Below are 26,584 nucleotides of genomic sequence, written 5' to 3'. Positions count from 1 at the left end.
GTTGCGCCAGCACAAAGTCTGGCGGCTCCGGCACCCAGCGGCAAGTCAGTCTTTGGTTACGCCGGACGGCGGGTGGCGCGCGTCCACGTAGGCCCAGGCCCGTACCCCCGACGCCAGCACGACGCGGTCGCGGCGGTAGTCGTCCACCTCGTAGGCATCGGCATGTGCCAGCTCGGCGGGCGTGATGGCGAAGACCGCGCCGTCGACGCCGTCGTCCGGCGCGGCGCTGGGCGAGACGATGGGGTGATGGGTCTTGCCGCTGGTTGCGACCACGGCTGTGTCCCGGATGGCGAGCTGTTCGAGCCGGTAGCCCGGCAGGCGGTCGGGGTGGCCGTCGAGCAGGCGCCCGAAGGTGGCGATCTGCACCGCGGGCAGCTGCAGCGTGCCGTAAGAGAAAAGTTGCTCGGTGGCTTCGTCTTTCATGGATTCCCTGTTCAGCCCGCCACGAGTTCGGCGGCGGCGGCCGTGCCATTGTCGGGCTGGGCTTCGTCCTCCATCAGCAGGTCTTCGTAGAAGGCGCCGAAGGGGCGGGTGGGGTGCGCGATCTGGATTTCGAGGATCCAGATGCCGGTCGCCGGGCAGAGGCCGAAGTCGCCGAGCCGGCCGGCCTGGTAGATGGCATGCGGAAAGTCGCAGACGCGGTGGCCCTTGATGTCGAGGTTGAGCCGCCAGCCCATGGCCTGGGCGCGTTCGGCCGCCCAGGCATAGAGCGCCTGGCCGCTGAGGCGGTCGGCGCGCCAGCGGTCGGCCACCTCGTGCCACAGCGTGCGCGCGGCCTCGGCGCAGGCGTGCATCTGCGGATCGTCGCCGGTCACGAAGGTGTCGCCGGCATCGCCCTCGTGGCCCTCCCAGACCGGGCCGATGTCGACGAAGAAGATGTCCTGCTCGCCGAGCACGCTAGCGGGGTCGGACTGCTCCCTGAAGGTCTTCAGCGTGTCCTCGCCGAAGCGGATGACGACGGGGTGCCAGTTGCGCTCCATCTCCAGCTTCTGCAGCGTGGCCATCGCCAGGTCGTGCGCCTGCGAGTGCGTCATGCCGGGGCGCATGCCCGAGGCGATGCGGCGAACCGCGAGCTGCGAGAGGGCACGCGCGTTCTGCATCGATTTCAGCGAGAACTTCGCTCCGGTGGCTTCGGTGCGTCCGGCTTCAGGTCTTGTCATTGGCAATGTCCAGTCTCAGGTTCAGGGATTCGGATGGCTGCCGCGCGGGCTGTTCCGTGGCTGCCGCGGGCGGCACCCAGGCGGACCAGACCTGGCCCGGCAGCGCATGGCCGCGCGGCGGCGGGGCCTCGGCCACGCTGCCCAGGCTCACGAAGCCGGCAAGGAATTCGTCGGGGCCGATGCCCAGCTCGGCGCCAAGCACCGGGTCGAAGCAGCGTTCGCCGCTGAGCACGATGGCGCCGAAGCCGAGCTGGTGTGCCGCGTTGAGCAGATTGCCCAGCGCCGCGCCAGCCGACAGCCATTGCTCGCGGGCCGGCACCTTGCTGCGGGCGCGCGGCGCCACGACGAAGGCCAGCAGCACCGGCGGCCGCGTCGCATGCTCGCGCGCCCGGCGCAGGTCGGCGGGCGAGGCCAGCGGATCGCGGCGGCGCTTTTCCGCCTCGAAGCGCTCGGCCAGCGCGGCGCGCTGCGCCTCGCGGAACTCCACCACGCGCCAGGGATGCAGGCCGCCGTGGTCCGGCGCGCGCAACGCGGCCTGCAGGATCAGGTCGATGTGCTCCGGATCCGGGCCCGGCGCGCGCAGGCGCTTGGGCGAGACGGAGCGGCGCTCCAGCAGCGGGGCGAGGGCGGCTTCCTCCCGCGAGGCCCGCAGCTCGCCGCGCAAGGCCTCGCTGTGCCGCAGGAGGCCGCGCGCCCAGCCCAGCACCTGCTCGCCCTGCTGCGTGAAACCCTCGAAACGGGGCCCGGGCTTGACGAGCGCGTGGCCGTATTCGCGCTCGAGCACGCGGATCGCATCGAGCAGTTCGGGCTGCGAAACCTGGCTGGCCTGCGCGGCGCGGCCGAAGTGCCGTTCCTCGTCCAGGGCGACGAGGCAGCGAAGTTGCGGGGTGAGCATGAAGAGCGTTTTCGGGCGGGTGTTCGGACAGTGCTTCGCTGTATTCTAGAAAACATAGCGAAACGTTGCCCGGGCCAAGCCCGTTGTCGCCCCGTCAATGCCCGGCCGGCTTGCCGCGCTGGCGTGCGATATGGCGGTAGATGGTGCTGCGATGAACGCCCAGCCTGCGCGCGGCCTTCGCCACGTCGTGGTCGCTGGCCTTCAGCGCCTCGTCGATGGCGTGGCGCGTGATCGTCTGCAGGGGCTCGACATGCGGCGTGGCGAGCGGTTGCGGCTGGCCAGGCGGAGAAGAGGGCTGGTCACCCGCCAGGTGCGCGGGCAGCGATGCGGCCGTCACGGAGTCGCCCGCGTCGGCCAGCGCCACGATGGAGCGCAGCGTGCTGCGCAGCTCCCGCACGTTGCCCGGCCAGCGCCAGGCGGCCAGCGCCTCGAGCGCATCGGCTTCCAGCCGCAGGTGCTTGGCCGCGCCGCCCGCCTCCAGGAACAGCCGCGAGATCAGCGTGCGCCGGTCGTCGCGCTGCCTCAGTGGCGGCAGGGCGACGGTGAACCCGGCCACCCGGTACATCAGGTCGGCGCGAAAGCGACCGGCCTCCACCAGCGACGGCAGGTGGCCGTGCGTGGCGCAGACCAGGTCGAAATCAACGGCCACGCCCTGGCCGCCGCCCAGCGGCGTGACCACGCGCTCCTCGAGCACGCGCAGCAGGCGCGTCTGCAGGGCCAGCGGTATCTCCGCGATCTCGTCGAGGAACAGCACGCCGCCGTGGGCTTCGCGGATGCGGCCAGCCATGCCCTTGCGCTTTGCGCCGGTGAAGGCTCCCTGTTCGTAGCCGAACAGTTCGGACTCGATCAGCGTCTCCGGCAGCGATGCGCAATCGACGGCGACGAAAGGTCCTGCCGCGCGCCGGCTGGCGGCGTGCAGTCGGCGCGAGAAGACTTCCTTGCCGCTGCCGGTCTCGCCGTTGACCAGCACGGATACGCCTTCGTTGAGCACGCGCACCGCCTTGTGCAGCAGCGGCTGCACGTCGTCGACCTCGACGTCGGAGCACGCCGGCGACGCAGCATGCCTCGCGGACGGACGGGCGCTGCCCGGCGTGCCCGAGCGCTCCATCACCGTCGCGATCTGCCGTCCGCCCGGCAGCGTCAGCAGGCCGCGCCGGTGTTCCATGCGCGGCCAGTTCGCGCCGAGGAAGGTCTCGGCGTCCAGGTCGAGCAGGTCCTTCCACGAGCGGCCGAAGAGATCGAGCGCCACGCGGTTGGCCGCCACGATGCGTCCCCCCTCGATCACCATCAGCCCCTCGCGGGCCGTGCCGATGAGCGCCGGCCGCGAATGGAAGCGCAGCACGTGGCCGCCGGCCTCGGCCAGCATCATCCGGTGCTCGACCTGCTGGGCAGCCATGCGCACCAGCCCCAGCGCGTGGGTGTTCACGCGCACCGTTTCGCCGGAGATGTCGAGCGCGCCCGCCAGTTCGCCGCGCCCGGTGAAGATCGGCGCCGCCGCGCAGCCGAGCCCGCCGTTCTGGGCCAGGTAGTGCTCGCCGCCCAGCACCATCAGCGCCTCGCGCTCCGCCAGCGCGGTGCCGATGGCGTTGGTGCCCCGGTTGTGCTCCGACCATTCCACGCCGGGCTGCAGCGCGATGCGCTGGGCCTTGGGCAGGAAGTCGGCGCTGCCGATTTCCTCGAGGATCAGCCCGCTGGCGTCCGACAGGATCACCACGCAGCCGTTGCCGACCGCATGCTCGGCCAGGCCGTCGAGCTCGGGCTGGGCACAGCTCAGGAGCCGCACGGCCTGTTCGCGCCGCTCGCTCAGCAGGGCCAGCGCCATCGGCTCCGGGTCGATGGCGTGATGGTCCACCGGCCGGCTGCGTTGCCAGGAGCGCGAGATGTGCGGCGCGATCCACGGCGCGGGGTCGCGGCCCTGCCCGAAGAAGAGCTCCCGGGCCTGTGCCACTGCGATCGACGGCAACTGCGCTTCAGCACTCATGCGTGTCTCCGATAGGTTTTCGCCTTGTGCGACATCCTAGTCGCTATGTTCTCGCGAACATGTCGCAGATTGCGAATGAAAACCCGCTGCCACACGCGATTACGGAGTGGTTCCAGGGCGGTTGCCGGGCGGAAGTACTCAGGGATTGTCCCGATCCGGCCGGGTACGCGGCTTGCGGTTCAGCGCGCGGCCGCCGCATGTCGCGGCGCCACCACCCTGCACATGGAGACAACGTCATGAACATGCTCGAACCGGGCAAATTCGGTACCGCGGTGCCGTTCAAGAAGCGCTACGGCAACTACATCGGCGGCGAATGGGTCGCGCCGGCGGACAACCAGTACTTCGAGAACATCACACCTGTCACGGGCAAGGTCTTCTGCGAGGTGCCGCGCTCCACCGCGGCCGACATCGACCGGGCGCTGGATGCCGCCCACAAGGCCAAGGGCGCCTGGGGCCGCACCTCGACCACCGAGCGCGCCAACATCCTGAACAGGATCGCCGACCGCATGCAGGAGAACCTCGCCGTGCTCGCGGCCGCGGAAACCTGGGACAACGGCAAGCCCATCCGCGAAACCACGGCAGCCGACCTGCCGCTGGCCATCGACCACTTCCGCTACTTCGCCTCGTGTATCCGCTCGCAGGAGGGCGGCATCAGCGAGATCGACCATGAAACCTTCGCGTACCACTTCCACGAGCCCATCGGCGTGGTCGGCCAGATCATTCCGTGGAACTTCCCGATCCTGATGGCCGTGTGGAAGCTGGCGCCCGCGCTGGCGGCCGGCAACTGCGTGGTGATCAAGCCGGCCGAGCAGACGCCGGTGTCGATCCTGGTGCTGATGGAAGTGATCGGCGACCTGCTGCCGCCGGGCGTGGTGAACGTGGTCAACGGCTTCGGCGTGGAGGCGGGCAAGCCGCTGGCGTCGAGCAACCGAATCGGCAAGATCGCGTTCACTGGCGAGACCACCACGGGGCGGCTGATCTCGCAGTACGCGAGCCAGAACCTGATTCCGGTCACGCTGGAGCTGGGCGGCAAGTCGCCCAACATCTTCTTCGCCGATGTGATCGACAAGGACGACGCCTTCTTCGACAAGGCACTCGAAGGCTTCGCGATGTTCGCGCTGAACCAGGGCGAGGTCTGCACCTGCCCGTCGCGCGCGCTGATCCAGGAATCGATCTACGACCGCTTCATGGAGCGCGCGCTGAAGCGCGTGGCCGCCATCAAGCAGGGCAGTCCACTCGACATGGCAACCATGATCGGCGCGCAGGCCTCCAGCGAGCAGCTGGAGAAGATCCTGTCGTACCTCGACATCGGCAAGCAGGAAGGCGCCAGGGTGCTGATCGGCGGCGAACGCAACAAGCTGGAAGGCGACCTGGCGGAGGGCTACTACGTGAAGCCGACCGTGTTCAGGGGCAACAACAGGATGCGCATCTTCCAGGAGGAGATCTTCGGCCCGGTGGTCTCGGTGACCACCTTCAAGGATGAAGAAGAAGCGCTGGCCATCGCCAACGACACCCTCTACGGCCTCGGCGCCGGCGTGTGGAGCCGGGACATGAACCGCGCCTTCCGCATGGGCCGCGGCATCCAGGCCGGCCGCGTGTGGACCAACTGCTACCACCACTATCCGGCGCACGCGGCCTTCGGCGGCTACAAGCAGTCGGGCATCGGCCGCGAGAACCACAAGATGATGCTCGACCACTACCAGCAGACCAAGAACCTGCTGGTGAGCTACAGCGAGAACAAGCTGGGCTTCTTCTGATGACCGGCGATGTCCTGCGCGTCACCGCGACCGATGCCGCGCTCGCGTTGATCGACAGGCTCGCCGCAAAGCACGGCCCGCTGATGTTCCATCAGTCGGGCGGCTGCTGCGACGGCAGCGCGCCCATGTGCTACGCCCAGGGCGAGTTCATCGTGGGCGACTACGACCGGCTGCTGAGGCACATCGGCGGCATGCCGTTCTACATCAGCGGGCCGCAGTTCGAGTACTGGCAGCACACGCAGCTGATCATCGACGTGGTGCCGGGGCGCGGCGGCATGTTCTCGCTCGAGGGGCCGGAAGGCCTGCGCTTCCTGACGCGCTCGCGGCTCTTCACCGACGAGGAGTGGGCGGTGCTGGAGGCCGAAGAAGCGAAGTAGGGCGGGGAGGGCGTGGCGCCGATAGACTGGGTCGTTTCCCGATCAACCCCAAGGAGCACCCCATGAAGATCAGCGCCCGCAACGTCCTTTCCGGCAAGGTCATCTCCATCGTCCGCGGACCCGTCACTACAGAAGTCACGCTGGAGATCGCTCCCGGCGTGCAGATCGTCTCGACCATCACCAGCAACTCGGCCGATTCGCTGAAGCTGGCTCAAGGTGCAAATGCCTATGCGGTGATCAAGGCTTCGAGCGTGATGGTGGGTACCGACTGAGTCATTGGCCGGTCGGATGCAGAAGCTGCCGGACCAGCAGCTGAGTCGCCGGCGAGAGAGTGGCCCCCGTCTTCGTCGCCATCAGCAACCGCCGCGTGGCCCACGCATCCTTGAGCCGCACCACCTTCAGGTCGAGCGCCTCCACCTGGGCCTTGCAAGCCGCCAGTGGCACCACGCCGATGCCGAGGTTGGCCGCGATCATGTGGCACATCGCGTCGAAGCTGCGCACCTGCACGCGCAGGCGCATCGGGATGCCGGCCTGCTCGGCCGCGCGGGAGGTCAGCTCCAGCAGCGAGCTGCTGCGATTCAGGCCGACGAACTCGTGCGCGAGGCAGGTCTTGAAGTCGGTCTGCTTCACGCGGCTTCGTGCCAGTGGATGCTGCTTCGCGCACAGCACGACGAGCTCGTCGGTCTGGAAGGGCGCGACGTCCAGGCCATAGGCGGGCGTGTTCTCCGCGAACACGCCGACATCGGCGAGGCCGTCGACGAGTGCGCGAACGATGTCGCCGCTCAGCTGCTCTTCCACTTCGACGCGGATGTCCGGGTGCTGCGCGAGAAAGGTTGCGAGCGTCGTGGGCAGGAATTCCGTCAATGCCGACATGTTGGCCCACAGGCGCACGTGGCCGCGGACGCCGCTCGAATAGTCGTTGAGCTCGTTGCTGAACTGCTCGAAGCCCTGGAAGAGCCGCATCGCATGCTGCATTGCCACATGGCCCGCCGGCGTGAGCGCGATGCCCTGGGAGCTGCGCTCCAGCAGCTTCGATCCCGTCGCAGCCTCGAAGTCCGAGAGCCGCCGGCTCGCGGCCGACAGCGCGAGGTGGCATGCCTCCGCGCCCTTGGTGATGCTGCCGGATTGCGCCACCGCGCAGAACAGGCGCAGCGTCACGAAATCGACACGCGCGGGGTTGATGGTGCTGGCCATCGGCGGATTCTAGAGAGGGCGCCAGTGCCGAAAGTCATGGGTGGCGCGAAAGAAATTTTTTGACATGTTATGTCACCGCGCCTATAGTGAATCCATCGAAGCATCGCTCGCTTCCAACGGTATTCACCACAAGGAGAGGTATGCAACCACTGCTCGATCAACTGAAGGGACTGGATGTGCTGGCAGGCGCCGAGATGGGCGGGCGGTCCGTGCAGCTGCAGCCCATTCCGGGTCATACGCCCGTGATCCAGGTGAGCATCGAGGGGCGCGACGAGCTGCCGATCTTCGTCACGAGTTCGGACATGCAGATCATCTGCATCTGCTACCTCTGGGCTGAGAGCGAAGTGAAGCCGGCGCGCCGCACCGAGCTGCTCGAATCGTTGCTCGACCTGAATCCTTCCGTTCCCTTGTCTTCCTTCGGTCGCGTCGACGGCCGTTACGTACTCACCGGCGCGCTCGGCCGCGACGCCAGCGTGCAGGACATCGCACGCGAGGTGGCGGTGCTCAGCGACAACGCGCTCGATGCACTCGACGCCCTGTCCGAATTCCTGAATTAAGCGGAGGTCCCATGACAGTCATCAAGAAGCTCGTCACCCTGCTGCGCGGCAGCGCGCGCGAAATCGGCGAGAGCGTGGTCGACAGCAACGCCACGCGCATCTACGAGCAGGAAATCATCGATGCCAAGCACAGCATCGAAAAGGCCAAGGGCGACCTCACGGGCGTGATGGCCAAGGAAATGCAGTCCGCCCGCGAGATCGAGCGACTGAAGAACGAAGTCGCGCGCTACGAGGGCCTTGCGCTCGAGGCGCTCAACAAGACGCAGGAAGGCCTGGCGCTCGACGTCGCGGCCAAGGTCGGCACGCTCGAGCAGGAGCTGGAAGAGCAGGCCAAGGCGCACGCTTCGTACGCGCTGCAGGTGTCCAAGCTCAAGGACCTGATCAAGTCCGCCGAGGCCCGCATCCGCGAGCACGAGCGCGAGATCGGCATCGCCAAGACCACCGAGAGTGTCTACCGCGCCACGCAGTCGATCTCCGAGAACATCGGCAGCGGCGGCTCGCGGCTGGCCAATGCGCGCGAATCTCTGGAGCGCATCCGCGCGCGCCACGAAGACCTGTCCGACCGCATGACTGCCAGCAAGCAGCTCGAAGACGAGTTCGGCCACGGCGCGCTCGAGAAGAAGCTGGCTGCCGCGGGCATCGGCAGCGACGCCGACCGTACCGGCAAGGTGATGGAGCGCATCCGCGCCCGCCAGGCCAACAAGCCCTCGGGTCCCGAGGCGCAATAGGCATCATGCGCGTCAAGCCGGTTCGCTGGCAGGGTTCGGACGAGGCGATACGCGCCGTGCAGGTCGCGTTCGACGTGGAAGAGGCCGTGCTCGAGGCCGTGCGCAGCGCGGCCTTCAAGCAGCACGTTTCCACCTCGGACCAGATCCGGCAGGTGCTCGGCCTCGCCACCACCTCGAAACCGAAGCGGCCGCGCCTCACGGTGTCGCTGAACGCCGCGGACTATGAATTCCTGGCGAAGCGCTACGGCCTCGCCGCAGACGACAGACTAGCCATCAAGGAGAGGGCCACGCGCGACCTGATTGCCTTCGCGGGCAAGCCGGCCGCGGCAACGAAGAAGAACAACACCGGCGTGAGGACGCCGGTTCGCAGCAGCAAACAGAACAACTGACAACAACCCGTACGCGGGAGGATCAATGGGCGATTTCATGGGAGCGGTGACGGGGTACCCGACCGCGATCTACACGGTGCTACTGGGCGTCGTGGTGATCTACTGGGTGCTCGCGATGCTCGGAATGGTCGACATCGAACACAGCGGCCTGGATGTCGACGTCGACGTGCACACGCACGCAGACGGCGACACCAGCGACATAGGGCAACTGGCCAGCTACGTCGTGGCCCTCGGGCTGAACGGCGTGCCGTTCTCGGTGGCCGTGAGCCTGCTGGTGCTCGTCGCGTGGACCGTGTCCTGCCTCGGCGGCGAATGGCTGCTGCCGCTGGTGCCGACCATGCCCCTGCAGTTGCTGGCCGGCACCGTACTGCTGGTGGCCAGCGCGGTCATCGCCATTCCGATCACGGCCGTTGCCATCCGCCCCCTGCGCGGCCTGTTCGTGAGCCACACGGCCGTGAGCAATGCGGCCCTCGTCGGCCAGCTCTGCCGTGTAGTGACCGGCGTGGTCAACGAGAAGGACGGCCGCGCCGAGGTCGCGCGGCGCGGCGCCAGCCTGAACATCCGCGTATGGGCCACCACGCCCAACACGCTCAAGCGCGGTTCGCAGGCGCTGATCGTCGAGTACGACGAGGTCGCCGGGCGCTACCTCATCGCGGCGCACGACGAAACCTCCGCCTGAGCGCGCGCTGCCGGGCGGCGCGCCGCACACCCTTCACCCGTTTCTTTCGCTCTCAAGCATTTCTGGAGAAAAAATGGAGCCCATCATCTTCGCCATCGTCATACTGGCCGTCGTCATCCTCGGCCTGTTCGCGATGTTCGCCAAGTTCTATCGCAAGATCGAGCAGGGCCACGCGCTCATCGTGAACACGCTGCGCGCGGAGCCCGAGGTGACCTTCACCGGTCGGATGGTCTACCCGATCATCCACAAGGCCGAGCTGATGGACATCTCGGTCAAGACGATCGAGATCGACCGCTCGGGCAACGAGGGCCTCATCTGCCGCGACAACATCCGCGCGGACATCAAGGTGAAGTTCTTCGTGCGCGTGAACAAGACGGCCGACGACGTGCTGAAGGTGGCGCAGGGCATCGGCTGCGCCCGGGCCTCCAACCACGAGACGCTGGAGGAGCTGTTTTCCGCCAAGTTTTCCGAAGCGCTGAAGACGGTGGGCAAGTCGATGGACTTCGTCGACCTCTACCAGGCGCGCGACAACTTCCGCGACCAGATCGTGAGCCAGATCGGCAACGACCTCTCGGGCTACGTGCTGGAAGACGCGGCCATCGACTTCCTCGAGCAGACGCCGCTGTCGGAACTCGACGCCAACAACATCCTCGATGCGCAGGGCATCAAGAAGATCACCGAGCTCACGGCCGTGGAGCACGTGCGCACGAACGAGCTGCGCCGCAACGAGGAAATGCAGATCAAGAAGAAGAACGTCGAGACGCAGGAAGCCCTGCTCGAACTCGAGCGCCAGCAGGCCGACGCCACCGCGCGCCAGCAGCGCGAGATCGCCAGCGTGCGTGCCCGCGAGGAGGCCGAGACCGCCAAGATCCAGGCCGAGGAGCGCACCAAGTCCGAAACCGCCCGCCTGCTCGCCGAGCAGTCGGTGTCGGTGCAGCAGGAGAACGTGCAGCGCGAGAAGGAAGTGGCCGAGAACAACCGCAAGCGCGCGGTGGCCGTCGAGGAGGAAAAGGTCATCCGTGCCCGTGACCTGGAGATCGTCGACCGCGAGAAGGAAGTGACGCTGCAGCGCATCGAGAAGGACAAGGCCGTCGAAGTGCAGAAGAAGGCCATCGCCGACGTGATCCGCGAGCGCATCGTGGTCGAGCGCACGGTGGCCGAGCAGGAAGAAGCCATCAAGGAACTGCGCGTGGTCGCAGAGGCCGAGCGCACCAAGAAGTCGGTCGTCATCATGGCCGAGGGCCAGGCCGACGAGAAGATGGTGCTCGACCTGAAGGCTGCAGAGACGCAGGAAAAGCGCGCCCGCCACAAGGCTGCTGAAGAACTCACGCTGGCCGATGCCAAGCTGAAGGTGGCCGAGCGCGAGGCCGAGTCGAAGAAGCGCGAAGCCGAAGGCGTGGAAGCCATCTCGGCCGCGCCGGGGCTGGCCGCCGCCAAGGTCGAGATCGCTACCGCGCAGGCCAAGCTCGCGAGCTTCGAGGCAGAAGCCTCGGGCAAGGAAAAGCTGGGCCTTGCCGACGTGCACGTGCGCCAGGCCGATGCCGACGCGATCCTCAAGGCCGGCCAGGCCGACGCGCAGGTGATCGAGGCCCGCTCGCAAGCCGAAGCCGCCGGCATGCGCGCCAAGTTCGAGGCCGAGGCTTCGGGCAAGGAGAAGCTCGGCCTCGCCGAGGTCAACGTGCGCACGGCCGATGCCGAGGCCACGCTCAAGTCGGGCCAGGCCGATGCGCAGGTCATCGAGGCGCGCTTCGGTGCCGAGGCGAAGGGCCTGCACGAGAAGTTCGAGGCCATGAAGGCCATGAGCCCCGAGACGCGCGACCACGAGGAATTCCGCATGCGCCTGGAGAAGTCGCACATCGAGACCCTCAAGGGCATCGACGCGCAGACCGCCATCGCCAAGGAACAGGCCGAGGTGCTGGGCACCGCGCTGGGCAACGCCAAGATCGACATCGTGGGCGGGCAGGGCGACTACTTCGACAGCTTCGTGCGTTCGCTCTCGGTGGGCAAGGGCATCGACGGCGTCATCTCCAAGAGCAATGCGCTGCAGGTCGCCTTCAAGGACCAGCTTTCCGGCGAACGCGACGTGGTGAAGGACCTGCGCGACATCGTTGGCGCGCTGGGCAGCTCGTCGGGCGAGGTCCAGAACCTCAGCGTGGCTGCGCTGATGAACAAGATCGCCAGCCATGGCAACGAGAGCCAGAAGAGCGCGCTGCAGAACCTGGTCTCGACCTTCCGCAACGGTGCCGGGGAAGCGCGATGAACGCGAACCTGAAGTGCAGCTGTGCAGCGCACTCGCCGATGCGGGCCGTGGCGTTGGCCGAGGCGTTGCTCGCGGTGCAGTGCGGCGACTGCCAAGGCATGGTCATGGACATGGAGGACTGGCGCGCCTGGAAGGCCGCCGACGAAAGCCGCGTGCCGCATGCGGTCGACGACGAGATCATCGAGGTGTTCGATGCCGCATCGGTGCGCCACTGCCCCGAATGCGACCGCCTGATGCAGCGCCTGCGCGTGAGCGCGGGCCCCGACTTTCGCATCGACCGCTGCGTGAACTGCCAGAACCTCTGGTTCGACCCGGGCGAGTGGCGCGCCATCGTCAGCCGCGGCCTTGCCGGCCGGCTCGACGAGCTGCTCTCCGACGGCTGGCAGCGCCGCCTGCAGACCGAGGAGGTGCGCGGCGCGCGCGTTGCCGCGCTGCGCCGCCGCTACGGCGACGAATGCATCGACGAGCTGGACCGCATCCGCGCCTGGCTCGATACCCAGCCTCACCGCGACGAACTGCTCGCCCTGCTGCGCGCGGACTGACCGCGCCGACATATGCAACCAACGGATGAAAAGGGCGCGCCGCCCGGCGACGCCGAGTCGCAGACCGAGGCGCTGGTGTCCGGCAGCGGCAGCTACGACCTGCTGAAGAAGCGGCTGGAGAACCAGGGCGAGAGCCTGCTGAAGAAGACACAGGCGCTCAACGAGCAGCGGCTGGCCGAGTTCGGCCGCTCCGACCAGGCCCTGATCCTGCGCACGCGCGCGCGCACCGAGAACAACGCGGTGGCGCGCGACCTGGTGCGCATCGGCGACCTGCTGCTGTTCGGCTACAACGTATTCATCGGGCTGCGCAAGGAAACCGCGGTCGGCGACGTGTTCGGCCTGTACCGGCTGGTGTCGCCCGGCGAGGCCGGGCAAGGCGCGGACAGCGACGAGCTGCAGCCCGTACAGCTGGCGGGCAGCTTCCTGGAAGACCCGCGCTTCGTTTCCGACTTCCGCGAGCTCTACGCCTACTACAAGCAGGCCACGCTGCTGCAGCTGCGCGTGACGCAGGACAAGCTGCTCGCCGCATTCCAGATCGGCCAGCAGCTTACCGACGTGCGCGTGTTCCGCTGGGCCATCGAGCGCGACGGCCGCATCCAGTACATCGACAACCGGGGCGAGCGCGACATCGCGCTGCCGGCGAGCCACGACTTCGAATGGACCGTGGCCACGCGCGAAGACCACGTGGGCGGCAAGCATCCGCACATCAACGTGCTCGACACGGTCTTCGTCGAGACGCTGGGCGGCGACCTCACGATCAAGATCGAGAACAACACCGAGACCGGGCTGGGCATCTACAACGAGCCGGTGGACGACCGCAGCCAGTCGCTCGCCGACGCCGAGATCGCCTGGGCGAAGCTCGGCATGCTGATCCTGCTGCGCGTGAAGCCCTACCGCGAGCAGGTCACGCGCTACCTGGTGTTCAACATCCGTACGCAGCAGGTGGAGCGCATCGACGCCATCGGCGGCTCCTGCGTGCAGCTGCCCGAAGACCACGGGATCATCTTCCCGGGCGGCTACTACCTGCAGTCCGGCGAGTACAAGCGCTTCGACCTGCCGGCGGAGATGGTCGAGAACCTGCGCTTCAAGCGCATGCTGCGTTCGCCCAACGGCGAGGACGTGGCCTACATCTTCTACGACCCGAGGCCTGGCCGCTACGCGCTCTTCAACTACAACCTGATCGACAAGAAGCTCGGAACGCCGATCATCGCGAACGGCTATGCGCGCTTCGCCGACGGCCGCATCCTGGTGTTCCACGACGGCAACGGCGAGCCGACCCGCGTGCACCCGATGCAGCTGTGGCAGACGCCGTTCGCCAGCGAGGAGCATGTGAGCGCGCAGCCGCCCGCTGCCGGCTTCTTCGGCAAGATCGGCAACGCCGAGCTGGTGCGCGGCGTGAGCGACCTGATGGGCATCGCCCGCGCGGTGCGCGAGCAGGCGCCGACCAAGGCCGCTTACGAAGACCTGATCCGCCAATGCACGCGCGTGAGCGACGCCTACTTCTGGCTCGATGCGCCCGAAGCCGCCGGAACCATGGGCGAGCTGCGCAGCATTGCCGAGGTGGCGCGCGGCACGCTGGCGGAGTTCGAGAAGGTCGACACCATTCGCCGCGAAACGGCCCGTGCGCTGGCTCGCGCCGAGGACGAGCAGCACGCGCTGTTGGTCGACATTGCCAGCGCGCTCTGGCGGGCACCCGACGATTTCGTGAAGGCGCTGGGCCGGCTGCGCGAGCGGCGCGGCGCGCTGCAGATGCTCAAGGAGTTGCGCTATGCCGACCTGCCGCGCATCGCCGCGATGGACGGTGCGCTCGAGGCCGAGCAGCAGCGCGTCGGCGAGCGCGCCATGCAGTTCCTGGCGGCGGACACCGCCTTCGCGGGCCAGCGGCAGACGCTGGACAAGCTCGCGGCCGAACTGCCCAACCTCGCCACGTCGCCGGCGCTGGGGCAGTTGCTCGCCACGCTCGACGAGCAGGCGGCCGGCCTCGACCTGCTGACCGAGCAGCTCGGCAGCCTGCCGGGCGGCGATGCGGTCATCCGCACCTCGATCCTCGACCGCATCTCGCTGATCTACGCCGACATCAACCGCATGCGTGCCGATGCGCGCGCGCGGCGCAAGTCGCTGGGCGCGACCGAGGCGCGGGCCGAGTTCGGCGCGCAGTTCAAGCTCTTCGGGCAGGCGGTGGAGAACGCGCTGGAGTTCGCCGACACGCCCGAGAAGTGCGACGACGCGCTCACGCGCCTGCTGGCACAGCTGGAGGAAATCGAAGGCCGCTTCGCGGAGCAGGATGAGTTCCTGGGCGACATCGCCGAGAAGCGCGAGAACGTCTACGAGGCGCTGTCGGCAAGGCGCCAGAGCCTGGTCGAGGCCCGCCAGCGCCGTGCGCAGGGCGTGATCGACGCGGCGGGGCGCATCCTCGACGGCATTCCCCGCCGCATCGCGCAGCTCGCCGAGCTGGGCCAGGTCCACAGCTACTTTGCGGCCGACCCGATGATCGGCAAGCTGCACACGCTGATCGCCGACCTGCGCACGCTGGGCGCGGCGGTGCCGGCCGACGAACTCGACACCCGCCTGAAGACCGCCCGAGACCAGGCCCTGCGCGCGGTGCGCGACAAGCGCGAGCTGGTGAGCGAGGGCGGCGACACGCTGCGCCTGGGCCGACATGCCTTCACCGTGCATCGCCAGCCGGTCGACCTGACGCTGGTGGCCCGCGAAGAAGGCATGGCCTACCAGGTGACGGGCACCGACTACCTGAGCCCGGTGGACGACGAGCGGCTGCGCGCGCTGCAGGCCTACTGGGGCCAGTCGCTGGTGTCGGAAACGCCGGAGCTGTCGCGCGCCGAATACCTTGCCGGCCGCCTGCTCGAGGCCTTGCTCGAAGGCAAGGCCGAGCGCAGCTGGGCCGACGTGCGCACGCTGCTGGCCGAAGACCCGCAGCATCCGCAACTGCTCGAAATGGTCCGGCGCTTCGCCGCCGCGCGCTATCAGGAGGGCTACCAGAAGGGCATCCACGACGACGACGCGCTTCGCCTGCTGGCCGCGCTGGCCGGCATGCAGGACCAGGCCGGCCTGCTGGCCTGGGGCCCGACCGAGCGTGCGCTGGCCTTGCTCTACTGGCAGCACGGCCACCTGATCGCGCACCGCGAGTCGCTGCTGCGGCGCGCGCGTGCCGCGCTGCAGATGCAGGACCTGTTCGGTCGGCGCGATGCTCTCGATCAACTCGAAGCAGACGTCGCCCGCTCGCTGGGCCACTTCGTGCGCGAGGTGCTGCCCGATCTGCTACCTCCGCTCGCGGATGCGGAAGCAGAAGAAGAGCAGGAGTCTCGCAAGGCGCTCGTCGCCACGCTGTGCGACCAGTCCGCAGCCTACCTCGTGCGCGAGCTCGCAGCGCATGGCGGCGACACCTGGGTGGTCTCGGGCGCGGGCGAAGACCTGGCCGCCGCGCTGCTGCGCGAACTGGACCGCGGACGCCGCCGCGAGGCCTGGCAAGCCGACCTCGACGCCGCGCCGCCGGCCGAGCGCTGGCGGCTGGCGCGCGACTGGGTGCGTGCCTACGCCGTGCACCAGTCGCCGCAATCGGTCGACTGGGTCGACGACGCGGCCAGCGTGCTCGCCATGCCCCTGCAGCGCGCCCGCGTGAACGTGGCGCTCGACCAGACGGTCGAGGGGCTGCGCGGCGAGCACCCGCGCGTGGCCGACGGCCGCCTGACGTTGAACCTCAACGATTTCTGGCGCCGCTTCCTGTTCCACACGCAGCATGCGGTGCCGGGCTTCGAGGCGCTGCATCGGCTGCGCCACGAGCTGCTCGAAGGCGAGAAGGCCCGGCTCAAGCTGAGCCAGTTCCAGGCCAGGCCGCTGTCGACCTTCGTGCGCAACCAGCTGATCGACGAGCTGTACCTGCCCATCATCGGCGACAACCTCGCCAAGCAGATCGGCTCGGCGGGCGAGGGCAGCCGCACCGACCGCATGGGCCTGCTGCTGCTGATCTCGCCGCCCGGCTACGGCAAGACCACGCTGATGGAATACGTGGCCGATCGCCTCGGGCTGATCTTCGTGCGCATCAACTGCCCGGCGCTGGGCCATGGCGTGACCGCCATCGACCCGGCCAACGCGCCCAACAGCGCTGCGCGGCAGGAACTCGAGAAGCTCAACCTGGGCCTCGCCATGGGCAGCAACGTGATGCTGTACCTGGACGACATCCAGCACACGAGCCCCGAGTTTTTGCAGAAGTTCATCGCGCTGGCCGACGGCACCCGCCGCATCGAGGGCGTGTGGAACGGCGAGCCGCGCAGCTACGACATGCGCGGCAAGCGCTTCGCGATCGTGATGGCGGGCAACCCGTACACCGAGTCGGGCGACGTGTTCAAGATCCCGGACATGCTGGCCAACCGCGCCGACATCTACAACCTCGGCGACGTGCTCTCGGGGCGGGAGGCGGCCTTTGCGCTCTCGTACATCGAGAACAGCCTGACGTCGAATCCCACGCTGATGCCGCTGGCCTCGCGCGATCCGAAGGACGTGCAGCTGCTGGTGCAGATGGCGCAGGGCCACGAAGTGCCGAGCAGCGCGCTGTCGCATGCCTACAGCGCGGTCGAGCTGGAGGAGATCAAGGCGCTGCTGCAGCGCCTGTTCCGTGCGCGCGATCTGCTGCTCAAGGTCAATCTCGCCTACATCGAGTCGGCTGCGCAGCAGGAGTCCTACCGTACCGCGCCGCCGTTCAAGCTGCAGGGCAGCTACCGCAACATGACCAAGCTCGCGGGCAAGATCACCGCGCTGATGCGCGACGAGGAGCTCGACGCGCTGCTGCGCGACCACTACCGCGGCGAGGCCCAGACCTTGACCACGGGCGCCGAGGAGAACCTGCTGCGCCTGGCCCAACTGCTCGGCAGCCCGACGCCGGAGGAGGGCGCGCGCTGGAAGGAAATCTGCGAGGAGTTCGTGCGCCAGCGCAAGCTGGGCGGCGCCGACGTGGACGGCAGCCAGCGCATCGCCAGCAGCATGCTCGACGTGGCCCGTGCGGTGGATTCGCTCAAGCCCGAGCCCGCGCCGCCTGCGGAGGGGCCGAGCGAAGGCCAGCGCCTGGCCGATGCCATGCTGCAGATCGCCGTCACCTACCGCGAGCTGATCCTGCCGCTGGTAACGGCCACCGAGCGCCGGCTGGAGCTGGACCGCTCCATCGCCCAGAACATGGAGCGGCTCGCGGCGGAGGCGATGACCATTCGAACGGCGCCGAAGCGAGCGCCCAAACCGGACAAGGAGCAATGAGATGGCGGCCCAGCCCGCGACCGCGACCACTGAAGCGCCGCCCGCGCTCCCCGAGCTGCTGGCCCAGCTCGACGACACCCTTGCCGATGCCCGCCTGAGCGACGACGAGCGCCGTGTGCTGGTCCACACGCTGCGCGAGGCCCAGCCGCCCGAGGACGGCCTGCGCCAGCTGCGCAACCGGGCTTTCGACCTGGTGCGGGCACGCACCGCCGACCCCGAGCAGCTGGCCCTGCTGAAGTGGCTCGAAGGCGTGGTCCGCGCCATCGACACGGGCCGCTCGCCCGACAGCGTGGCCGTGCGTTCGCAAGCCTTCTTCAGCCCCGGCACGGCCTGCCTGCAGGCCATCAACCAGCAGCTGCGGTCGGCCAGGCATTCGGTGGACCTGTGCGTGTTCACGCTGTCGGACGACCGCATCACGGCCGAGATACTGGCGGCGCACCGGCGCGGCGTGTCGCTGCGCTGCATCTCCGACAACGACAAGGAGTTCGATCTCGGCAGCGACATAGGCCAGCTGCGCGCAGCGGGCATTCCGGTCGCGGTGGATCGCACCGAGGCGCACATGCACCACAAGTTCGCCATCTTCGACGGTGCCCGGCTGCTCAACGGCAGCTACAACTGGACGCGCAGCGCCTGCGAGTTCAACGAGGAGAACCTGGTGCTGACCAACGACCCATCGCTCGTGCGGCGTTTCGCCGACGAGTTCGACTCCTTGTGGAAAGAACTGCAGGCCTCCCGATGAGCACCCGACGCATCGACTACGACTGGGAGCTGCCCGCCGAGATGCAGCAGCGCCTGGGCAGCTCCAGCTACGGCGCGCAGCGCGTCATTCACGAGCAGGGCCACCTGATGGTGATCCTGCACGAGCCGCCCGCGGGTACAGGTTCGGAGCGCAAGTCGGCGGTGTTCCTGCGCAAGCCCGACGGTACCTGGCTGCACAAGGGCAACAACCCGGGCGAGCGCGCGTTGGGCAAGCTGATCGAGAGCTATCGCGCGTCGCTGGCTACCTTCGAGGTTCGGCACGAGGCTGCCGACAACTCCGAGGCGCTGTTCCAGATCCTCGGGCCGCTGATCCCGCTGGCACGCGCCGCCTCGAACATGCAGGCGGCCCTGCAGTCCGCGCGCGAGGCCGTGCCGGAGGACGCGATGATCACCGACCTGCGCGACCGCGCGGTGGAGATCGTGCGCGGGCTCGAACTGCTGCTGGCCGACACGCGGATGTCGCTCGACTACAGGCTCGCGCATGCGGCCGAGCAGCAGGCGCGCGCGGCCAACGAGGTCAGCCGGGCGCAGCACAAGCTCAACACCATCGCGGCGCTGACCTTTCCGCTGATGGCGGTCGGCGCGGCTTTCGGCATGAACCTGCACAGCGGCGCGGAGAACCTGCCCGGCTGGGCGTTCTGGGCGATCTTCGGTGCAGGGCTCTTCATGGGCGTGCTGCTGCGCGGATGGGTCAAGGCGCCGGAGCCGCCGCCATCGCTACCGCTCGCAACCGGTTCCGGCTTGTCGAAGAAGAAGTAGGCGCAGCAGGCGCAGGCGGCCAGGCCGACCGGCCCCTTCGCGTTTTGCGAAGGGGTGCTGCCGTCATGGCAATTCCGCATTCCGCGATCCGTTCCTAGAGTCGGGGCCAGCCCAACAAAGGAGACGGACGCGGATATGAATGCACTCGAAGGCCTGAAGGTGCTGGAGCTCGGCCAGCTCATCGCCGGCCCCTTCGCCGGCAAGACACTGGCGGAGTTCGGCGCCGACGTGATCAAGGTCGAGCCTGCGGGTGTCGGCGATCCGCTGCGCAAGTGGCGGCTGTTGCGCGACAACGGCACCTCGGCATGGTGGGAGGTGCAGTCGCGCAACAAGCGCTCGGTGTGCCTGGACCTGCGCAGCATTGAAGGGCAGGAGGCCGTGCGTGCACTGGCGATCGAGGCCGACGTGCTCATCGAGAACTTCAAGCCCGGCACGCTCGAAGGCTGGGGCCTGGGCTGGGAGCAGCTGCATGCGCTGAACCCGCGACTCATCATGCTGCGCATCTCGGGGTATGGGCAGACCGGGCCCTATCGCGACAAGCCCGGCTTCGGCGTGCTCGGCGAATCGATGGGCGGGCTGCGCTACCTGAGCGGCGAGCCTGGCCGGGTGCCGGTGCGCGTGGGGGTGTCGCTGGGCGACACGCTGGCGGCGCTGCATGGCGTGATCGGCGTGCTGACCGCGCTGCACCACCGCACCGCCCATGGCGGAGAAGGGCAGTTCATCGACGTGGCGCTCTACGAGTCGGTGTTCAACGTGATGGAAAGCCTGCTGCCCGAGTACGACGCCTTCGGCGCCGTGCGCGAGCGCGCCGGCAGCGCGTTGCCCGGCATCGCGCCGACCAACGCCTACCGCTGCGAAGACGACCACTACGTGCTGGTGGCCGGCAACGGCGACAGCATCTTCCGTCGGCTGATGCGCGCCATCGGCCGCGAAGACCTGGAGAACGACCCCGGGCTCGTGCACAACGACGGCCGCGTGCTGCGCGTGGACGAGATCGACGCCGCCATCGAGGCCTGGACGCTCCGGCGCAGTCGCGACGATGTGTTGGCCACGCTCGATGCCGCCGGCGTGCCGGTCGGGCGCATCTACACCGTGGCCGACATCGCGAGCGACCCCCAGTACCTGGCGCGCGGGATGATCGTGGAGGCGCCCACCTCCGATGGAGCCACGCTGAAGGTGCCGGGCGTGGTGCCCAAGCTCAGCGCCACGCCGGGTCGCATCGCGCACCCCGCGCCGCGGCTGGGCGAGCACGACCGCGATCTGGGCGGTGCCGGCTGGCCCGCGCGCCGCGTGGAAGGGGTTGCGGTATGAAGACGGGCAACGGCACGAGGCTCTTCATCAACGAGGTCGCCACACGCGACGGCTTCCAGATGGAAAGCCGCTTCATTCCCACCGACGACAAGATCGCCCTCGTCGACCGGCTGAGCGGGCTGGGCTACGCGAAGATCGAGGTCACGTCCTTCACTTCGGCGAAGGCGATACCCGCGCTGCGCGACGGCGAGCAGGTGATGCAGCGCATCGCCCGCCGCCCCGGCGTGGTCTACACCGCGCTGGTGCCGAACGTGCGAGGCGCGAAGCGCGCACTGGAAAGCCGCATCGACGAGTTCAACATCGTCATGTCGGCGAGCGAGACGCACAACCTCGCCAATCTGCGCATGACGCGCGAGCAGTCGTTCGCTCAGCTGACCGGGGTGATCGCACTGGCGAAGCAGGCCGGCGTGCCGGTGAACGTGTCGCTGTCGTGCGTGTTCGGCTGCCCGATGGAGGGCGAGGTGCCGCTGGCACAGGTGCAGGGCTTGATCGACCGATTCGCCGCGCTGGAGGTGCAGGGCATCACGTTGTGCGACACGACGGGCATGGCTTACCCCACGCAGGTGCGGGATATCTGCGAGGCGGTCATCTCCAGCAAGCCTGCGATGGAATGGACGGCCCACTTCCACAACACGCGCGGCATGGGGCTGGTGAACACGGTGGCAGCGGTGGAGGTCGGCATCCGCCGGCTCGACATGTCGCTCGGCGGCATCGGCGGCTGCCCCTACGCGCCGGGCGCGACAGGCAACGTGGCGACCGAGGACGTGGTCCACATGCTGCAGTGCATGGGCTATGACACGGGCATGGATCTCGCGGGCCTGATTGCCGCCGCTGGCGAGCTGGAAGCACTGGTGCAGCACGACCTGCCGGCCCAGGTCTCGCGCGCGGGCCACCGGCTGACGCGGCATGCGCCGCCGCCGGATTTCAACGACATCGCGGCTCGCGCCCGGGAGCGCGGGCACGCACCGAAGGAGCTTCATCAATGATCGACCACCTGGACCACCTCGTGCTGACCACCGCGCACGAAGACGCCTGCATCCGCTTCTACGTCGACGTGCTGGGCATGTCGCTGGAGAGCTTCGGCGCCGGCCGCAAGGCTTTCCGCTTCGGCAACCAGAAGATCAACCTGCATGTGAAGGGCCACGAGTTCGAGCCCAAGGCGCAGCTGCCGACGCCCGGCTCGCTGGACCTGTGCTTCATCGCCAGCGTGCCGCTCGAGGAAGTCATTGCGAGCCTTGGCGAGAAGGGCGTGCCCATTCTCGAAGGGCCGGTGATGCGCACGGGCGCCACTTCGCGCATCCGTTCGGTCTACGTGCGCGACCCGGACCTGAACCTGATCGAGATCTCGGAACTTTCGCCCTGACGGCGCGGCGCCGAAGACAGCCAGCAAATACAAAACCACCGGAGACAAACCATGAAACCCATTCACCGCCTTCTCGCGGTCGGCCTTGCGCTGGCCGCTTCGGCCGCGTCCGCCAGCGACGCGTGGCCCTCTAGACCGATCACGATGGTCGTGCCCACCGCACCGGCCGGCTCAACCGACATCATGGCGCGCCTGGTCGGCGATCCGCTGCAGCGCGCGCTGGGCCAGCCCGTGGTGGTCGACAACAAGCCCGGCGCCAGCGGCAACATTGGCACCGAGTTCGTGGCGCGCGCCGCGCCCGACGGCTACACGCTGCTGATGCAGTACTCGGGCTACCACGTGGGCAACCCGTCGCTCTATCCGAACATCAAGTGGAGCCCCACCAAGGACTTCGTGCCGGTGGCGATGGTGATGCGCGCGCCGCACGTCGTCGCGGTGAGCGGCAAGCTGCCGGTGAAGTCGATGAAGGAACTCATCGAGTACGGCAAGAAGAAGGAGGGCGGGCTTTTCTACGCATCCTCGGGCAACGGTTCTATCCAGCACATCGCGGGTGAACTGCTGTCGCGGCAGTCGAAGCAGGCGATGACGCACGTGCCCTACAAGGGCTCGGGGCCGGCGATCAATGACCTGATCTCGGGCAACGTGGACATGTTCATCACCACGCCGCCCTCGGTCATCGGCCATTTCGCGGGCGGGCGCATCAAGCCGCTGGCGTACACGGGCAGCAAGCGCCATCCGTCGATGCCCGATGTGCCGACCTCGGCCGAGGCGGGGTTGCCGGGCTACGAGGTCGAGTCGTGGTTCGCCGTGTTCGCGCCGGCGAAGACGCCGCCTGAGATCGTCAACAGGCTGAGCGCGGAACTCCGCAAGATCGTCGAGAGCGAAGCCTTCCGCAAGAAGGTGGACGAGCAGGGCGCCTTTGCGACCTACATGGACCCGCCGACGCTCGCGAAATTCGTCGACCAGGAGCTTGCGAGCTGGTCGAAAGTGATCAAGTCGGCGGACATCAAGCCCGATTGATCGATACGGCGGCCAATCAGCCTTCGCGGTAGACGACCTCGAAGGTCTCGCACAGCACCGGCATGCGCATGTCGGGCTTCCTGCCGATGCGCTCGCATTCGCCGCTGAAGTACTGCCAGTGGCCTTCGCGCCAGTAGCGCAGCGAGCCGTCGTCTTCGGCCTCGACGGCCGCGAAGTCCTCGCCGACTTCGTCGAAGGGCATGACGACCACGCTGCGTGTCTCGATCACGCACAGCGGCCTGCCATGCCAATCGGTCACCACGCTGAGGTCACCGGGCCTGGGGCGCGGCCTGCCGGTCGATTCGAAGGACCATTCGAGGCTCGCCGTGCCGCGCTTGCGCCCCTCCAGCACGAGCTGCGCCAGCTCGGTGGCGCCGGCCTCGTTGTCGTCGAAGTGGAAGGCTTCGCAAAAACGGGTGGAGGCATCGGCGCCCGCGGCGCTCTGGAATCGCTCCCAGAAGGGGAGGACGTGGGCTGGAATGGTCATGTGTGGCGGGCCTGGAGCCGCAGCGCCGAGCCTGCCACGGGCACGACCGGCTACAGCTTGACGTTGATGATCGACAGGATGATCGCAGAGAGCGTCATCGCGACCGGCAGCTTCTGCACGGCGAGCGCACGGACGCGGGCGACGGATGCCCGGGTCTGCAGCAGAAGGCTGCGTTCGGAATGGATGCGTGTGGACATTTCGGACTCCTGTGTGTTGCGGGCTTCTTGCCCCGGATGGCCTCCACGATAGGCTTCGCAGGGCGCTGCGGCGCAGGCCTTTCGAGGACACGGCGTTTCTGTTTTCGCAACGATCCGTCGGCGTTCGGCCGGAACTTCCGTCAGGTTTTCCGGATCGGCGAGGCTGCGCGCGGCGCGAGAATCCGGCCCCGGCAACGAACGAACAAGAAGGCAGGCAGAGCGAAATGAAGAGCAAGACGGCGACGCTCCGGTCGCAGGTGCGCCGAGCAACTCCCGACGATCCGACACCCTGGGCGCTGCTGCTGGCCGCCGACGGCCCGCGCGCCGAGATCCGCAAATACCTGTCGCGCGGCGAACTCTGGTTGGCCGAGGCTGCCGGCCAGGTCGTCGGGCAGATGGTGCTGCTCGAAACCCGCGTCGGCACATGGGAAATCATGAACATCGCGGTGAGCGACGAACTGCGCGGCCATGGCGTGGGCACCGCGCTGCTGCGCAAGGCGAAGGCAGTGGCCATCGAGCACGGGGCGCACCTGCTCGAAGTCGGCACGGGCAACAGCAGCCTGCGCGAGCTGGCCTTCTACCAGCGCTTCGGCTTCCGCATCACCGGCGTGGACACCGATTTCTTCGTGCGCCGCGCGGGCGGCGGCAGGCTGCAGAAGCAGAACGGCATCGTGCTGCGCGACATGGTGCGCATGCGCATCGAGCTCGCAAGCCAGCCCTAGCCGGCGATCAGCTTCTGCACCAGCTCGGCCGTGGTCGCAGCCGCGTACTTGCGCATCAGCCGGGCGCGGTGCAGTTCGACCGTGCGGTGGCTGATGCCCAGCGCCTTGCCGATCTCCTTCGAGGTCAGCCCGCGCATCACCTGCGCCGCCACCTCGCGTTCGCGCGGCGTGAGCTCGGCCTTGACGGCGCGGCGCGAGCCCAGGTCCTCGAAGGTCCAGATGCCGGCCTCGTGGGGGGCGTCGCGGTTGAGCGCGTGGCCGGTGACGTGGCACCAGAAGGTCTCGTCGGCGATGGCGCCGTGCAGGCTGCCCAGCCGCTTCATCATGCGGTTGTCGGCGTAGTGCCCGCTGGCGTTCAGGAACGGTTCCATGCGCTTGCCGATGCGCTCGAACTCGGCCACGCTGGGATAGAGGATGCTGAACGAATGCCCGACCAGCGCGGAGGGCGTTGCGCCGAAGATCTCGCAAACGCGCACGTTGCACGCCACGATGGTGCGGTTGCTCGACACCACCATGCCGACGGGTGCGTGCTCAAACGCCAGCCGGTAATCGATCTCGGGCATCGGGGGTCTCCATTACGAAATACTACGTATGCGAGTAGGTAGTATCGTTCAGGGGTTTCCCACCCCTTTCAGCCCTTTTCTCCACCCACTCTCATTCATCCATCAAGGAGCCCGAGTGAACAAGATTTTTCCCACCGCTGACGCGGCACTCAAGGGGGTCGTCGCCGACGGGCAGATGCTCGCGGTCGGCGGCTTCGGCCTCTGCGGCATTCCGGAAGCGCTGATCGACGCGCTCAAGGACTCCGGCGTGCAGAACCTCACCGTCATCTCCAACAACGCGGGCGTCGACGGCTTCGGCCTCGGCAAGCTGCTGGAGACGCGCCAGATCAAGAAGATGATCGCGTCCTACGTCGGCGAGAACAAGGAGTTCGAGCGCCAGTACCTCGCGGGCGAGCTGGCCCTCGAATTCACGCCGCAGGGCACGCTGGCCGAGAAGCTGCGCGCCGGCGGCGCGGGCATCCCGGCCTTCTTCACCAAGACCGGCGTGGGCACCCAGGTCGCCGAGGGCAAGGAGCTGCGCGAGTTCGACGGCGAAACCTACGTGATGGAACGCTCGCTGGTGCCCGACGTGGCGCTGGTGAAGGCCGACGTGGCCGACAAGTCGGGCAACCTGCGCTTCCGCCTCACGGCGCGCAACTTCAACCCGGCCGCTGCCATGGCCGGCAAGATCTGCATCGTCGAGGTCGAGAAGATCGTCGAGGTGGGCGAGCTGGCTCCCGACGACATCCACCTGCCGGGCATCTACGTGCACCGCATCGTGCTCAACGCCAACCCCGAGAAGCGCATCGAGAAGCGCACCGTGAGCGCCTCGGTCGACGCCGCCGCCGCGAAGGTCGAGGCCCAGACCGCCATCGCCGTCGCCGCTGCTGCCGGCAGCGAAGTGCCCGCCAAGGTCGTCAACAAGAAAGAAGGAGCCTGAGATGCCCTGGACCCAAGACCAGATGGCGGCCCGCGCCGCCCAAGAACTCGAAGACGGCTTCTACGTCAACCTCGGCATCGGCATTCCCACGCTGGTGGCCAACCACACCGGCGACAAGGAAGTGTGGCTGCAGAGCGAGAACGGCATGCTCGGCATCGGCCCGTTCCCGACCGAAGACCAGGTCGACGCCGACCTGATCAACGCCGGCAAGCAGACCGTCACCACGCTGCCCGGCTCGGCCATCTTCGGCAGCCATGACAGCTTCGCGATGATCCGCGGCGGCAAGATCAACCTGTCGATCCTGGGCGCCATGCAGGTCAGCACCAAGGGCGACCTCGCCAACTGGATGATCCCCGGCAAGATGGTCAAGGGCATGGGCGGCGCGATGGACCTGGTGGCCGGCGTGAAGCGCGTGATCGTGCTGATGGAGCACGTGGCCAAGAAGAAGGACGGCACCGAGGACCTGAAGATCCTCGAGAAGTGCACCCTGCCACTGACCGGCGTGGGCGTGGTCGACCGCATCATCACCGACCTGGCCGTGATGGACGTGGTGCCCGAGGGCCTGAAGGTCGTCGAGCTGGCTCCGGGCGTCACCTTCGACGCGCTGCAGGCCAAGACGGGCGCGAAGCTGATCCAGTAAGGGCAGCCGCAACCGGCAGTACGCAAGGGCCGCTTTCGCGGCCCTTTGTCATGAGGGGGTGAG

Annotated in this window: 27 protein-coding genes; 19 read left to right on the top strand and 8 right to left on the bottom strand. The window is 68.0% G+C overall.

All coding sequences use genetic code 11. From position 1 onward, the window contains the following. Positions 1 to 45: 45 nt before the first annotated feature. From BMY35_RS16455 to BMY35_RS16440, 4 genes are all read right to left on the bottom strand, one after another. On the bottom strand, positions 46 to 423 hold the full coding sequence (locus BMY35_RS16455; protein WP_093200988.1) for a gamma-glutamylcyclotransferase family protein: 378 nt from the start codon (positions 421 to 423) through the stop codon (positions 46 to 48). A gap of 11 nt (positions 424 to 434) precedes the next feature. Further along, positions 435 to 1,160: a M24 family metallopeptidase gene (locus BMY35_RS16450; RefSeq protein WP_093200986.1), complete on the bottom strand. Its 726-nt coding sequence runs from the start codon at positions 1,158 to 1,160 to the stop codon at positions 435 to 437. Then, a complete protein-coding gene (locus BMY35_RS16445) occupies positions 1,147 to 2,055 on the bottom strand; it encodes a nitroreductase family protein (RefSeq protein WP_093200983.1) in 909 nt (302 codons plus the stop codon). The genes BMY35_RS16450 and BMY35_RS16445 overlap by 14 nt, the downstream gene beginning before the upstream one ends. A 94-nt stretch (positions 2,056 to 2,149) precedes the next feature. Next, entirely contained in the window at positions 2,150 to 4,036 is a 1,887-nt protein-coding gene (locus BMY35_RS16440) for a sigma-54-dependent Fis family transcriptional regulator (protein ID WP_093200980.1), read from the bottom strand. A 236-nt stretch (positions 4,037 to 4,272) separates the two neighbouring features. On the opposite strand from BMY35_RS16440, the gene adh reads away from it, so the two are divergent. From adh to BMY35_RS16425, 3 genes are all read left to right on the top strand, one after another. Further along, a complete protein-coding gene (gene adh / locus BMY35_RS16435) occupies positions 4,273 to 5,793 on the top strand; it encodes an aldehyde dehydrogenase (protein WP_093200978.1) in 1,521 nt (506 codons plus the stop codon). Next, the gene (locus BMY35_RS16430; RefSeq protein ID WP_093200975.1) at positions 5,793 to 6,170 is read left to right on the top strand and encodes a DUF779 domain-containing protein; all 378 of its coding nucleotides are present in this window, start codon (positions 5,793 to 5,795) and stop codon (positions 6,168 to 6,170) included. The genes adh and BMY35_RS16430 overlap by 1 nt, the downstream gene beginning before the upstream one ends. Before the next feature lie 62 nt (positions 6,171 to 6,232). After that, the gene (locus tag BMY35_RS16425) at positions 6,233 to 6,442 is read left to right on the top strand and encodes a TOBE domain-containing protein (RefSeq protein WP_093200973.1); all 210 of its coding nucleotides are present in this window, start codon (positions 6,233 to 6,235) and stop codon (positions 6,440 to 6,442) included. A 1-nt stretch (position 6,443) separates the two neighbouring features. Here the strand turns inward: BMY35_RS16425 and BMY35_RS16420 are convergent, their stop codons facing one another. Next, positions 6,444 to 7,364, bottom strand: coding sequence for a LysR family transcriptional regulator (locus BMY35_RS16420; protein ID WP_093200970.1), 921 nt, complete (start codon positions 7,362 to 7,364; stop codon positions 6,444 to 6,446). 140 nt (positions 7,365 to 7,504) lie between these two features. Between BMY35_RS16420 and BMY35_RS16415 the strand changes: the two genes are divergently transcribed. The 13 genes from BMY35_RS16415 to BMY35_RS16355 all read left to right on the top strand — a co-directional run bounded on the left by BMY35_RS16415 (position 7,505) and on the right by BMY35_RS16355 (position 22,993). After that, positions 7,505 to 7,921: a YjfI family protein gene (locus BMY35_RS16415; RefSeq protein WP_093200968.1), complete on the top strand. Its 417-nt coding sequence runs from the start codon at positions 7,505 to 7,507 to the stop codon at positions 7,919 to 7,921. Between the two features lie 11 nt (positions 7,922 to 7,932). Beyond that, complete coding sequence (locus BMY35_RS16410; RefSeq protein WP_093200965.1) at positions 7,933 to 8,649, top strand: PspA/IM30 family protein; 717 nt, start codon at positions 7,933 to 7,935, stop codon at positions 8,647 to 8,649. A 5-nt stretch (positions 8,650 to 8,654) separates the two neighbouring features. Next, positions 8,655 to 9,038, top strand: a complete 384-nt coding sequence (locus BMY35_RS16405) for a hypothetical protein (RefSeq protein ID WP_093200963.1) — start codon at positions 8,655 to 8,657, stop codon at positions 9,036 to 9,038. Between the two features lie 25 nt (positions 9,039 to 9,063). After that, a complete protein-coding gene (locus tag BMY35_RS16400) occupies positions 9,064 to 9,717 on the top strand; it encodes an OB-fold-containig protein (RefSeq protein WP_093200960.1) in 654 nt (217 codons plus the stop codon). A 73-nt stretch (positions 9,718 to 9,790) separates the two neighbouring features. After that, positions 9,791 to 11,977, top strand: coding sequence for a hypothetical protein (locus BMY35_RS16395; protein ID WP_093200957.1), 2,187 nt, complete (start codon positions 9,791 to 9,793; stop codon positions 11,975 to 11,977). Next, entirely contained in the window at positions 11,974 to 12,519 is a 546-nt protein-coding gene (locus BMY35_RS16390; protein WP_093200955.1) for a TFIIB-type zinc ribbon-containing protein, read from the top strand. Before BMY35_RS16395 ends, BMY35_RS16390 begins: the two co-directional genes overlap by 4 nt. 12 nt (positions 12,520 to 12,531) lie before the next feature. Beyond that, entirely contained in the window at positions 12,532 to 17,781 is a 5,250-nt protein-coding gene (locus BMY35_RS16385) for a DNA repair ATPase (protein ID WP_093200952.1), read from the top strand. A 1-nt stretch (position 17,782) separates the two neighbouring features. After that, positions 17,783 to 18,520 (top strand): phospholipase D-like domain-containing protein, encoded by a 738-nt coding sequence (locus tag BMY35_RS16380; RefSeq protein WP_093200949.1) that lies wholly within the window; start codon positions 17,783 to 17,785, stop codon positions 18,518 to 18,520. Next, on the top strand, positions 18,517 to 19,299 hold the full coding sequence (locus tag BMY35_RS16375) for a magnesium transporter CorA family protein (RefSeq protein WP_093200947.1): 783 nt from the start codon (positions 18,517 to 18,519) through the stop codon (positions 19,297 to 19,299). Before BMY35_RS16380 ends, BMY35_RS16375 begins: the two co-directional genes overlap by 4 nt. A gap of 135 nt (positions 19,300 to 19,434) precedes the next feature. Further along, positions 19,435 to 20,610, top strand: coding sequence for a CaiB/BaiF CoA transferase family protein (locus BMY35_RS16370; RefSeq protein ID WP_093200944.1), 1,176 nt, complete (start codon positions 19,435 to 19,437; stop codon positions 20,608 to 20,610). Then, positions 20,607 to 21,596, top strand: coding sequence for a hydroxymethylglutaryl-CoA lyase (locus BMY35_RS16365; protein ID WP_093200942.1), 990 nt, complete (start codon positions 20,607 to 20,609; stop codon positions 21,594 to 21,596). Before BMY35_RS16370 ends, BMY35_RS16365 begins: the two co-directional genes overlap by 4 nt. Further along, positions 21,593 to 21,973, top strand: a complete 381-nt coding sequence (locus BMY35_RS16360; protein WP_093200939.1) for a VOC family protein — start codon at positions 21,593 to 21,595, stop codon at positions 21,971 to 21,973. Before BMY35_RS16365 ends, BMY35_RS16360 begins: the two co-directional genes overlap by 4 nt. A gap of 51 nt (positions 21,974 to 22,024) precedes the next feature. Beyond that, complete coding sequence (locus tag BMY35_RS16355; RefSeq protein ID WP_093200937.1) at positions 22,025 to 22,993, top strand: Bug family tripartite tricarboxylate transporter substrate binding protein; 969 nt, start codon at positions 22,025 to 22,027, stop codon at positions 22,991 to 22,993. Positions 22,994 to 23,009: 16 nt separating this feature from the next. On the opposite strand, the gene BMY35_RS16350 is transcribed toward BMY35_RS16355, so the two are convergent. Both BMY35_RS16350 and BMY35_RS38315 read right to left on the bottom strand, forming a co-directional pair. After that, entirely contained in the window at positions 23,010 to 23,480 is a 471-nt protein-coding gene (locus BMY35_RS16350; RefSeq protein ID WP_093200934.1) for an ASCH domain-containing protein, read from the bottom strand. 50 nt (positions 23,481 to 23,530) lie between these two features. Then, positions 23,531 to 23,677, bottom strand: a complete 147-nt coding sequence (locus BMY35_RS38315) for a hypothetical protein (protein WP_177213653.1) — start codon at positions 23,675 to 23,677, stop codon at positions 23,531 to 23,533. A 224-nt stretch (positions 23,678 to 23,901) separates the two neighbouring features. Between BMY35_RS38315 and BMY35_RS16345 the strand changes: the two genes are divergently transcribed. Then, positions 23,902 to 24,399, top strand: coding sequence for a GNAT family N-acetyltransferase (locus BMY35_RS16345; RefSeq protein ID WP_093200931.1), 498 nt, complete (start codon positions 23,902 to 23,904; stop codon positions 24,397 to 24,399). Here BMY35_RS16345 and BMY35_RS16340 read toward each other — a convergent pair. After that, entirely contained in the window at positions 24,396 to 24,962 is a 567-nt protein-coding gene (locus BMY35_RS16340) for a LuxR C-terminal-related transcriptional regulator (RefSeq protein WP_093200929.1), read from the bottom strand. The two genes, BMY35_RS16345 and BMY35_RS16340, sit on opposite strands and share 4 nt — an antisense overlap. A gap of 115 nt (positions 24,963 to 25,077) precedes the next feature. On the opposite strand from BMY35_RS16340, the gene BMY35_RS16335 reads away from it, so the two are divergent. Both BMY35_RS16335 and BMY35_RS16330 read left to right on the top strand, forming a co-directional pair. Then, positions 25,078 to 25,881, top strand: coding sequence for a CoA transferase subunit A (locus BMY35_RS16335; protein WP_093200926.1), 804 nt, complete (start codon positions 25,078 to 25,080; stop codon positions 25,879 to 25,881). 1 nt (position 25,882) lies between these two features. Further along, positions 25,883 to 26,521, top strand: coding sequence for a 3-oxoacid CoA-transferase subunit B (locus BMY35_RS16330; RefSeq protein WP_019652014.1), 639 nt, complete (start codon positions 25,883 to 25,885; stop codon positions 26,519 to 26,521). Positions 26,522 to 26,584 lie beyond the last annotated feature (63 nt).

It is taken from the genome of Variovorax sp. YR750 (assembly GCF_900109805.1).
In the GTDB taxonomy this organism is placed as follows: domain Bacteria; phylum Pseudomonadota; class Gammaproteobacteria; order Burkholderiales; family Burkholderiaceae_C; genus Variovorax; species Variovorax gossypii.
The sequence above is the reverse complement of the archived record's forward strand: the minus strand, read 5'-3'. Positions and strand labels throughout refer to the sequence as shown.

Bases quoted from the DNA above. Each gene is read 5' to 3' on its own strand.
- BMY35_RS16455 (WP_093200988.1), bottom strand. From the start codon at position 423: ATGAAAGACGAAGCCACCGAGCAACTTTTCTCTTACGGCACGCTGCAG.
- BMY35_RS16450 (WP_093200986.1), bottom strand. From the start codon at position 1,160: ATGACAAGACCTGAAGCCGGACGCACCGAAGCCACCGGAGCGAAGTTC.
- BMY35_RS16445 (WP_093200983.1), bottom strand. From the start codon at position 2,055: ATGCTCACCCCGCAACTTCGCTGCCTCGTCGCCCTGGACGAGGAACGG.
- BMY35_RS16440 (WP_093200980.1), bottom strand. From the start codon at position 4,036: ATGAGTGCTGAAGCGCAGTTGCCGTCGATCGCAGTGGCACAGGCCCGG.
- adh (WP_093200978.1), top strand. From the start codon at position 4,273: ATGAACATGCTCGAACCGGGCAAATTCGGTACCGCGGTGCCGTTCAAG.
- BMY35_RS16430 (WP_093200975.1), top strand. From the start codon at position 5,793: ATGACCGGCGATGTCCTGCGCGTCACCGCGACCGATGCCGCGCTCGCG.
- BMY35_RS16425 (WP_093200973.1), top strand. From the start codon at position 6,233: ATGAAGATCAGCGCCCGCAACGTCCTTTCCGGCAAGGTCATCTCCATC.
- BMY35_RS16420 (WP_093200970.1), bottom strand. From the start codon at position 7,364: ATGGCCAGCACCATCAACCCCGCGCGTGTCGATTTCGTGACGCTGCGC.
- BMY35_RS16415 (WP_093200968.1), top strand. From the start codon at position 7,505: ATGCAACCACTGCTCGATCAACTGAAGGGACTGGATGTGCTGGCAGGC.
- BMY35_RS16410 (WP_093200965.1), top strand. From the start codon at position 7,933: ATGACAGTCATCAAGAAGCTCGTCACCCTGCTGCGCGGCAGCGCGCGC.
- BMY35_RS16405 (WP_093200963.1), top strand. From the start codon at position 8,655: ATGCGCGTCAAGCCGGTTCGCTGGCAGGGTTCGGACGAGGCGATACGC.
- BMY35_RS16400 (WP_093200960.1), top strand. From the start codon at position 9,064: ATGGGCGATTTCATGGGAGCGGTGACGGGGTACCCGACCGCGATCTAC.
- BMY35_RS16395 (WP_093200957.1), top strand. From the start codon at position 9,791: ATGGAGCCCATCATCTTCGCCATCGTCATACTGGCCGTCGTCATCCTC.
- BMY35_RS16390 (WP_093200955.1), top strand. From the start codon at position 11,974: ATGAACGCGAACCTGAAGTGCAGCTGTGCAGCGCACTCGCCGATGCGG.
- BMY35_RS16385 (WP_093200952.1), top strand. From the start codon at position 12,532: ATGCAACCAACGGATGAAAAGGGCGCGCCGCCCGGCGACGCCGAGTCG.
- BMY35_RS16380 (WP_093200949.1), top strand. From the start codon at position 17,783: ATGGCGGCCCAGCCCGCGACCGCGACCACTGAAGCGCCGCCCGCGCTC.
- BMY35_RS16375 (WP_093200947.1), top strand. From the start codon at position 18,517: ATGAGCACCCGACGCATCGACTACGACTGGGAGCTGCCCGCCGAGATG.
- BMY35_RS16370 (WP_093200944.1), top strand. From the start codon at position 19,435: ATGAATGCACTCGAAGGCCTGAAGGTGCTGGAGCTCGGCCAGCTCATC.
- BMY35_RS16365 (WP_093200942.1), top strand. From the start codon at position 20,607: ATGAAGACGGGCAACGGCACGAGGCTCTTCATCAACGAGGTCGCCACA.
- BMY35_RS16360 (WP_093200939.1), top strand. From the start codon at position 21,593: ATGATCGACCACCTGGACCACCTCGTGCTGACCACCGCGCACGAAGAC.
- BMY35_RS16355 (WP_093200937.1), top strand. From the start codon at position 22,025: ATGAAACCCATTCACCGCCTTCTCGCGGTCGGCCTTGCGCTGGCCGCT.
- BMY35_RS16350 (WP_093200934.1), bottom strand. From the start codon at position 23,480: ATGACCATTCCAGCCCACGTCCTCCCCTTCTGGGAGCGATTCCAGAGC.
- BMY35_RS38315 (WP_177213653.1), bottom strand. From the start codon at position 23,677: ATGTCCACACGCATCCATTCCGAACGCAGCCTTCTGCTGCAGACCCGG.
- BMY35_RS16345 (WP_093200931.1), top strand. From the start codon at position 23,902: ATGAAGAGCAAGACGGCGACGCTCCGGTCGCAGGTGCGCCGAGCAACT.
- BMY35_RS16340 (WP_093200929.1), bottom strand. From the start codon at position 24,962: ATGCCCGAGATCGATTACCGGCTGGCGTTTGAGCACGCACCCGTCGGC.
- BMY35_RS16330 (WP_019652014.1), top strand. From the start codon at position 25,883: ATGCCCTGGACCCAAGACCAGATGGCGGCCCGCGCCGCCCAAGAACTC.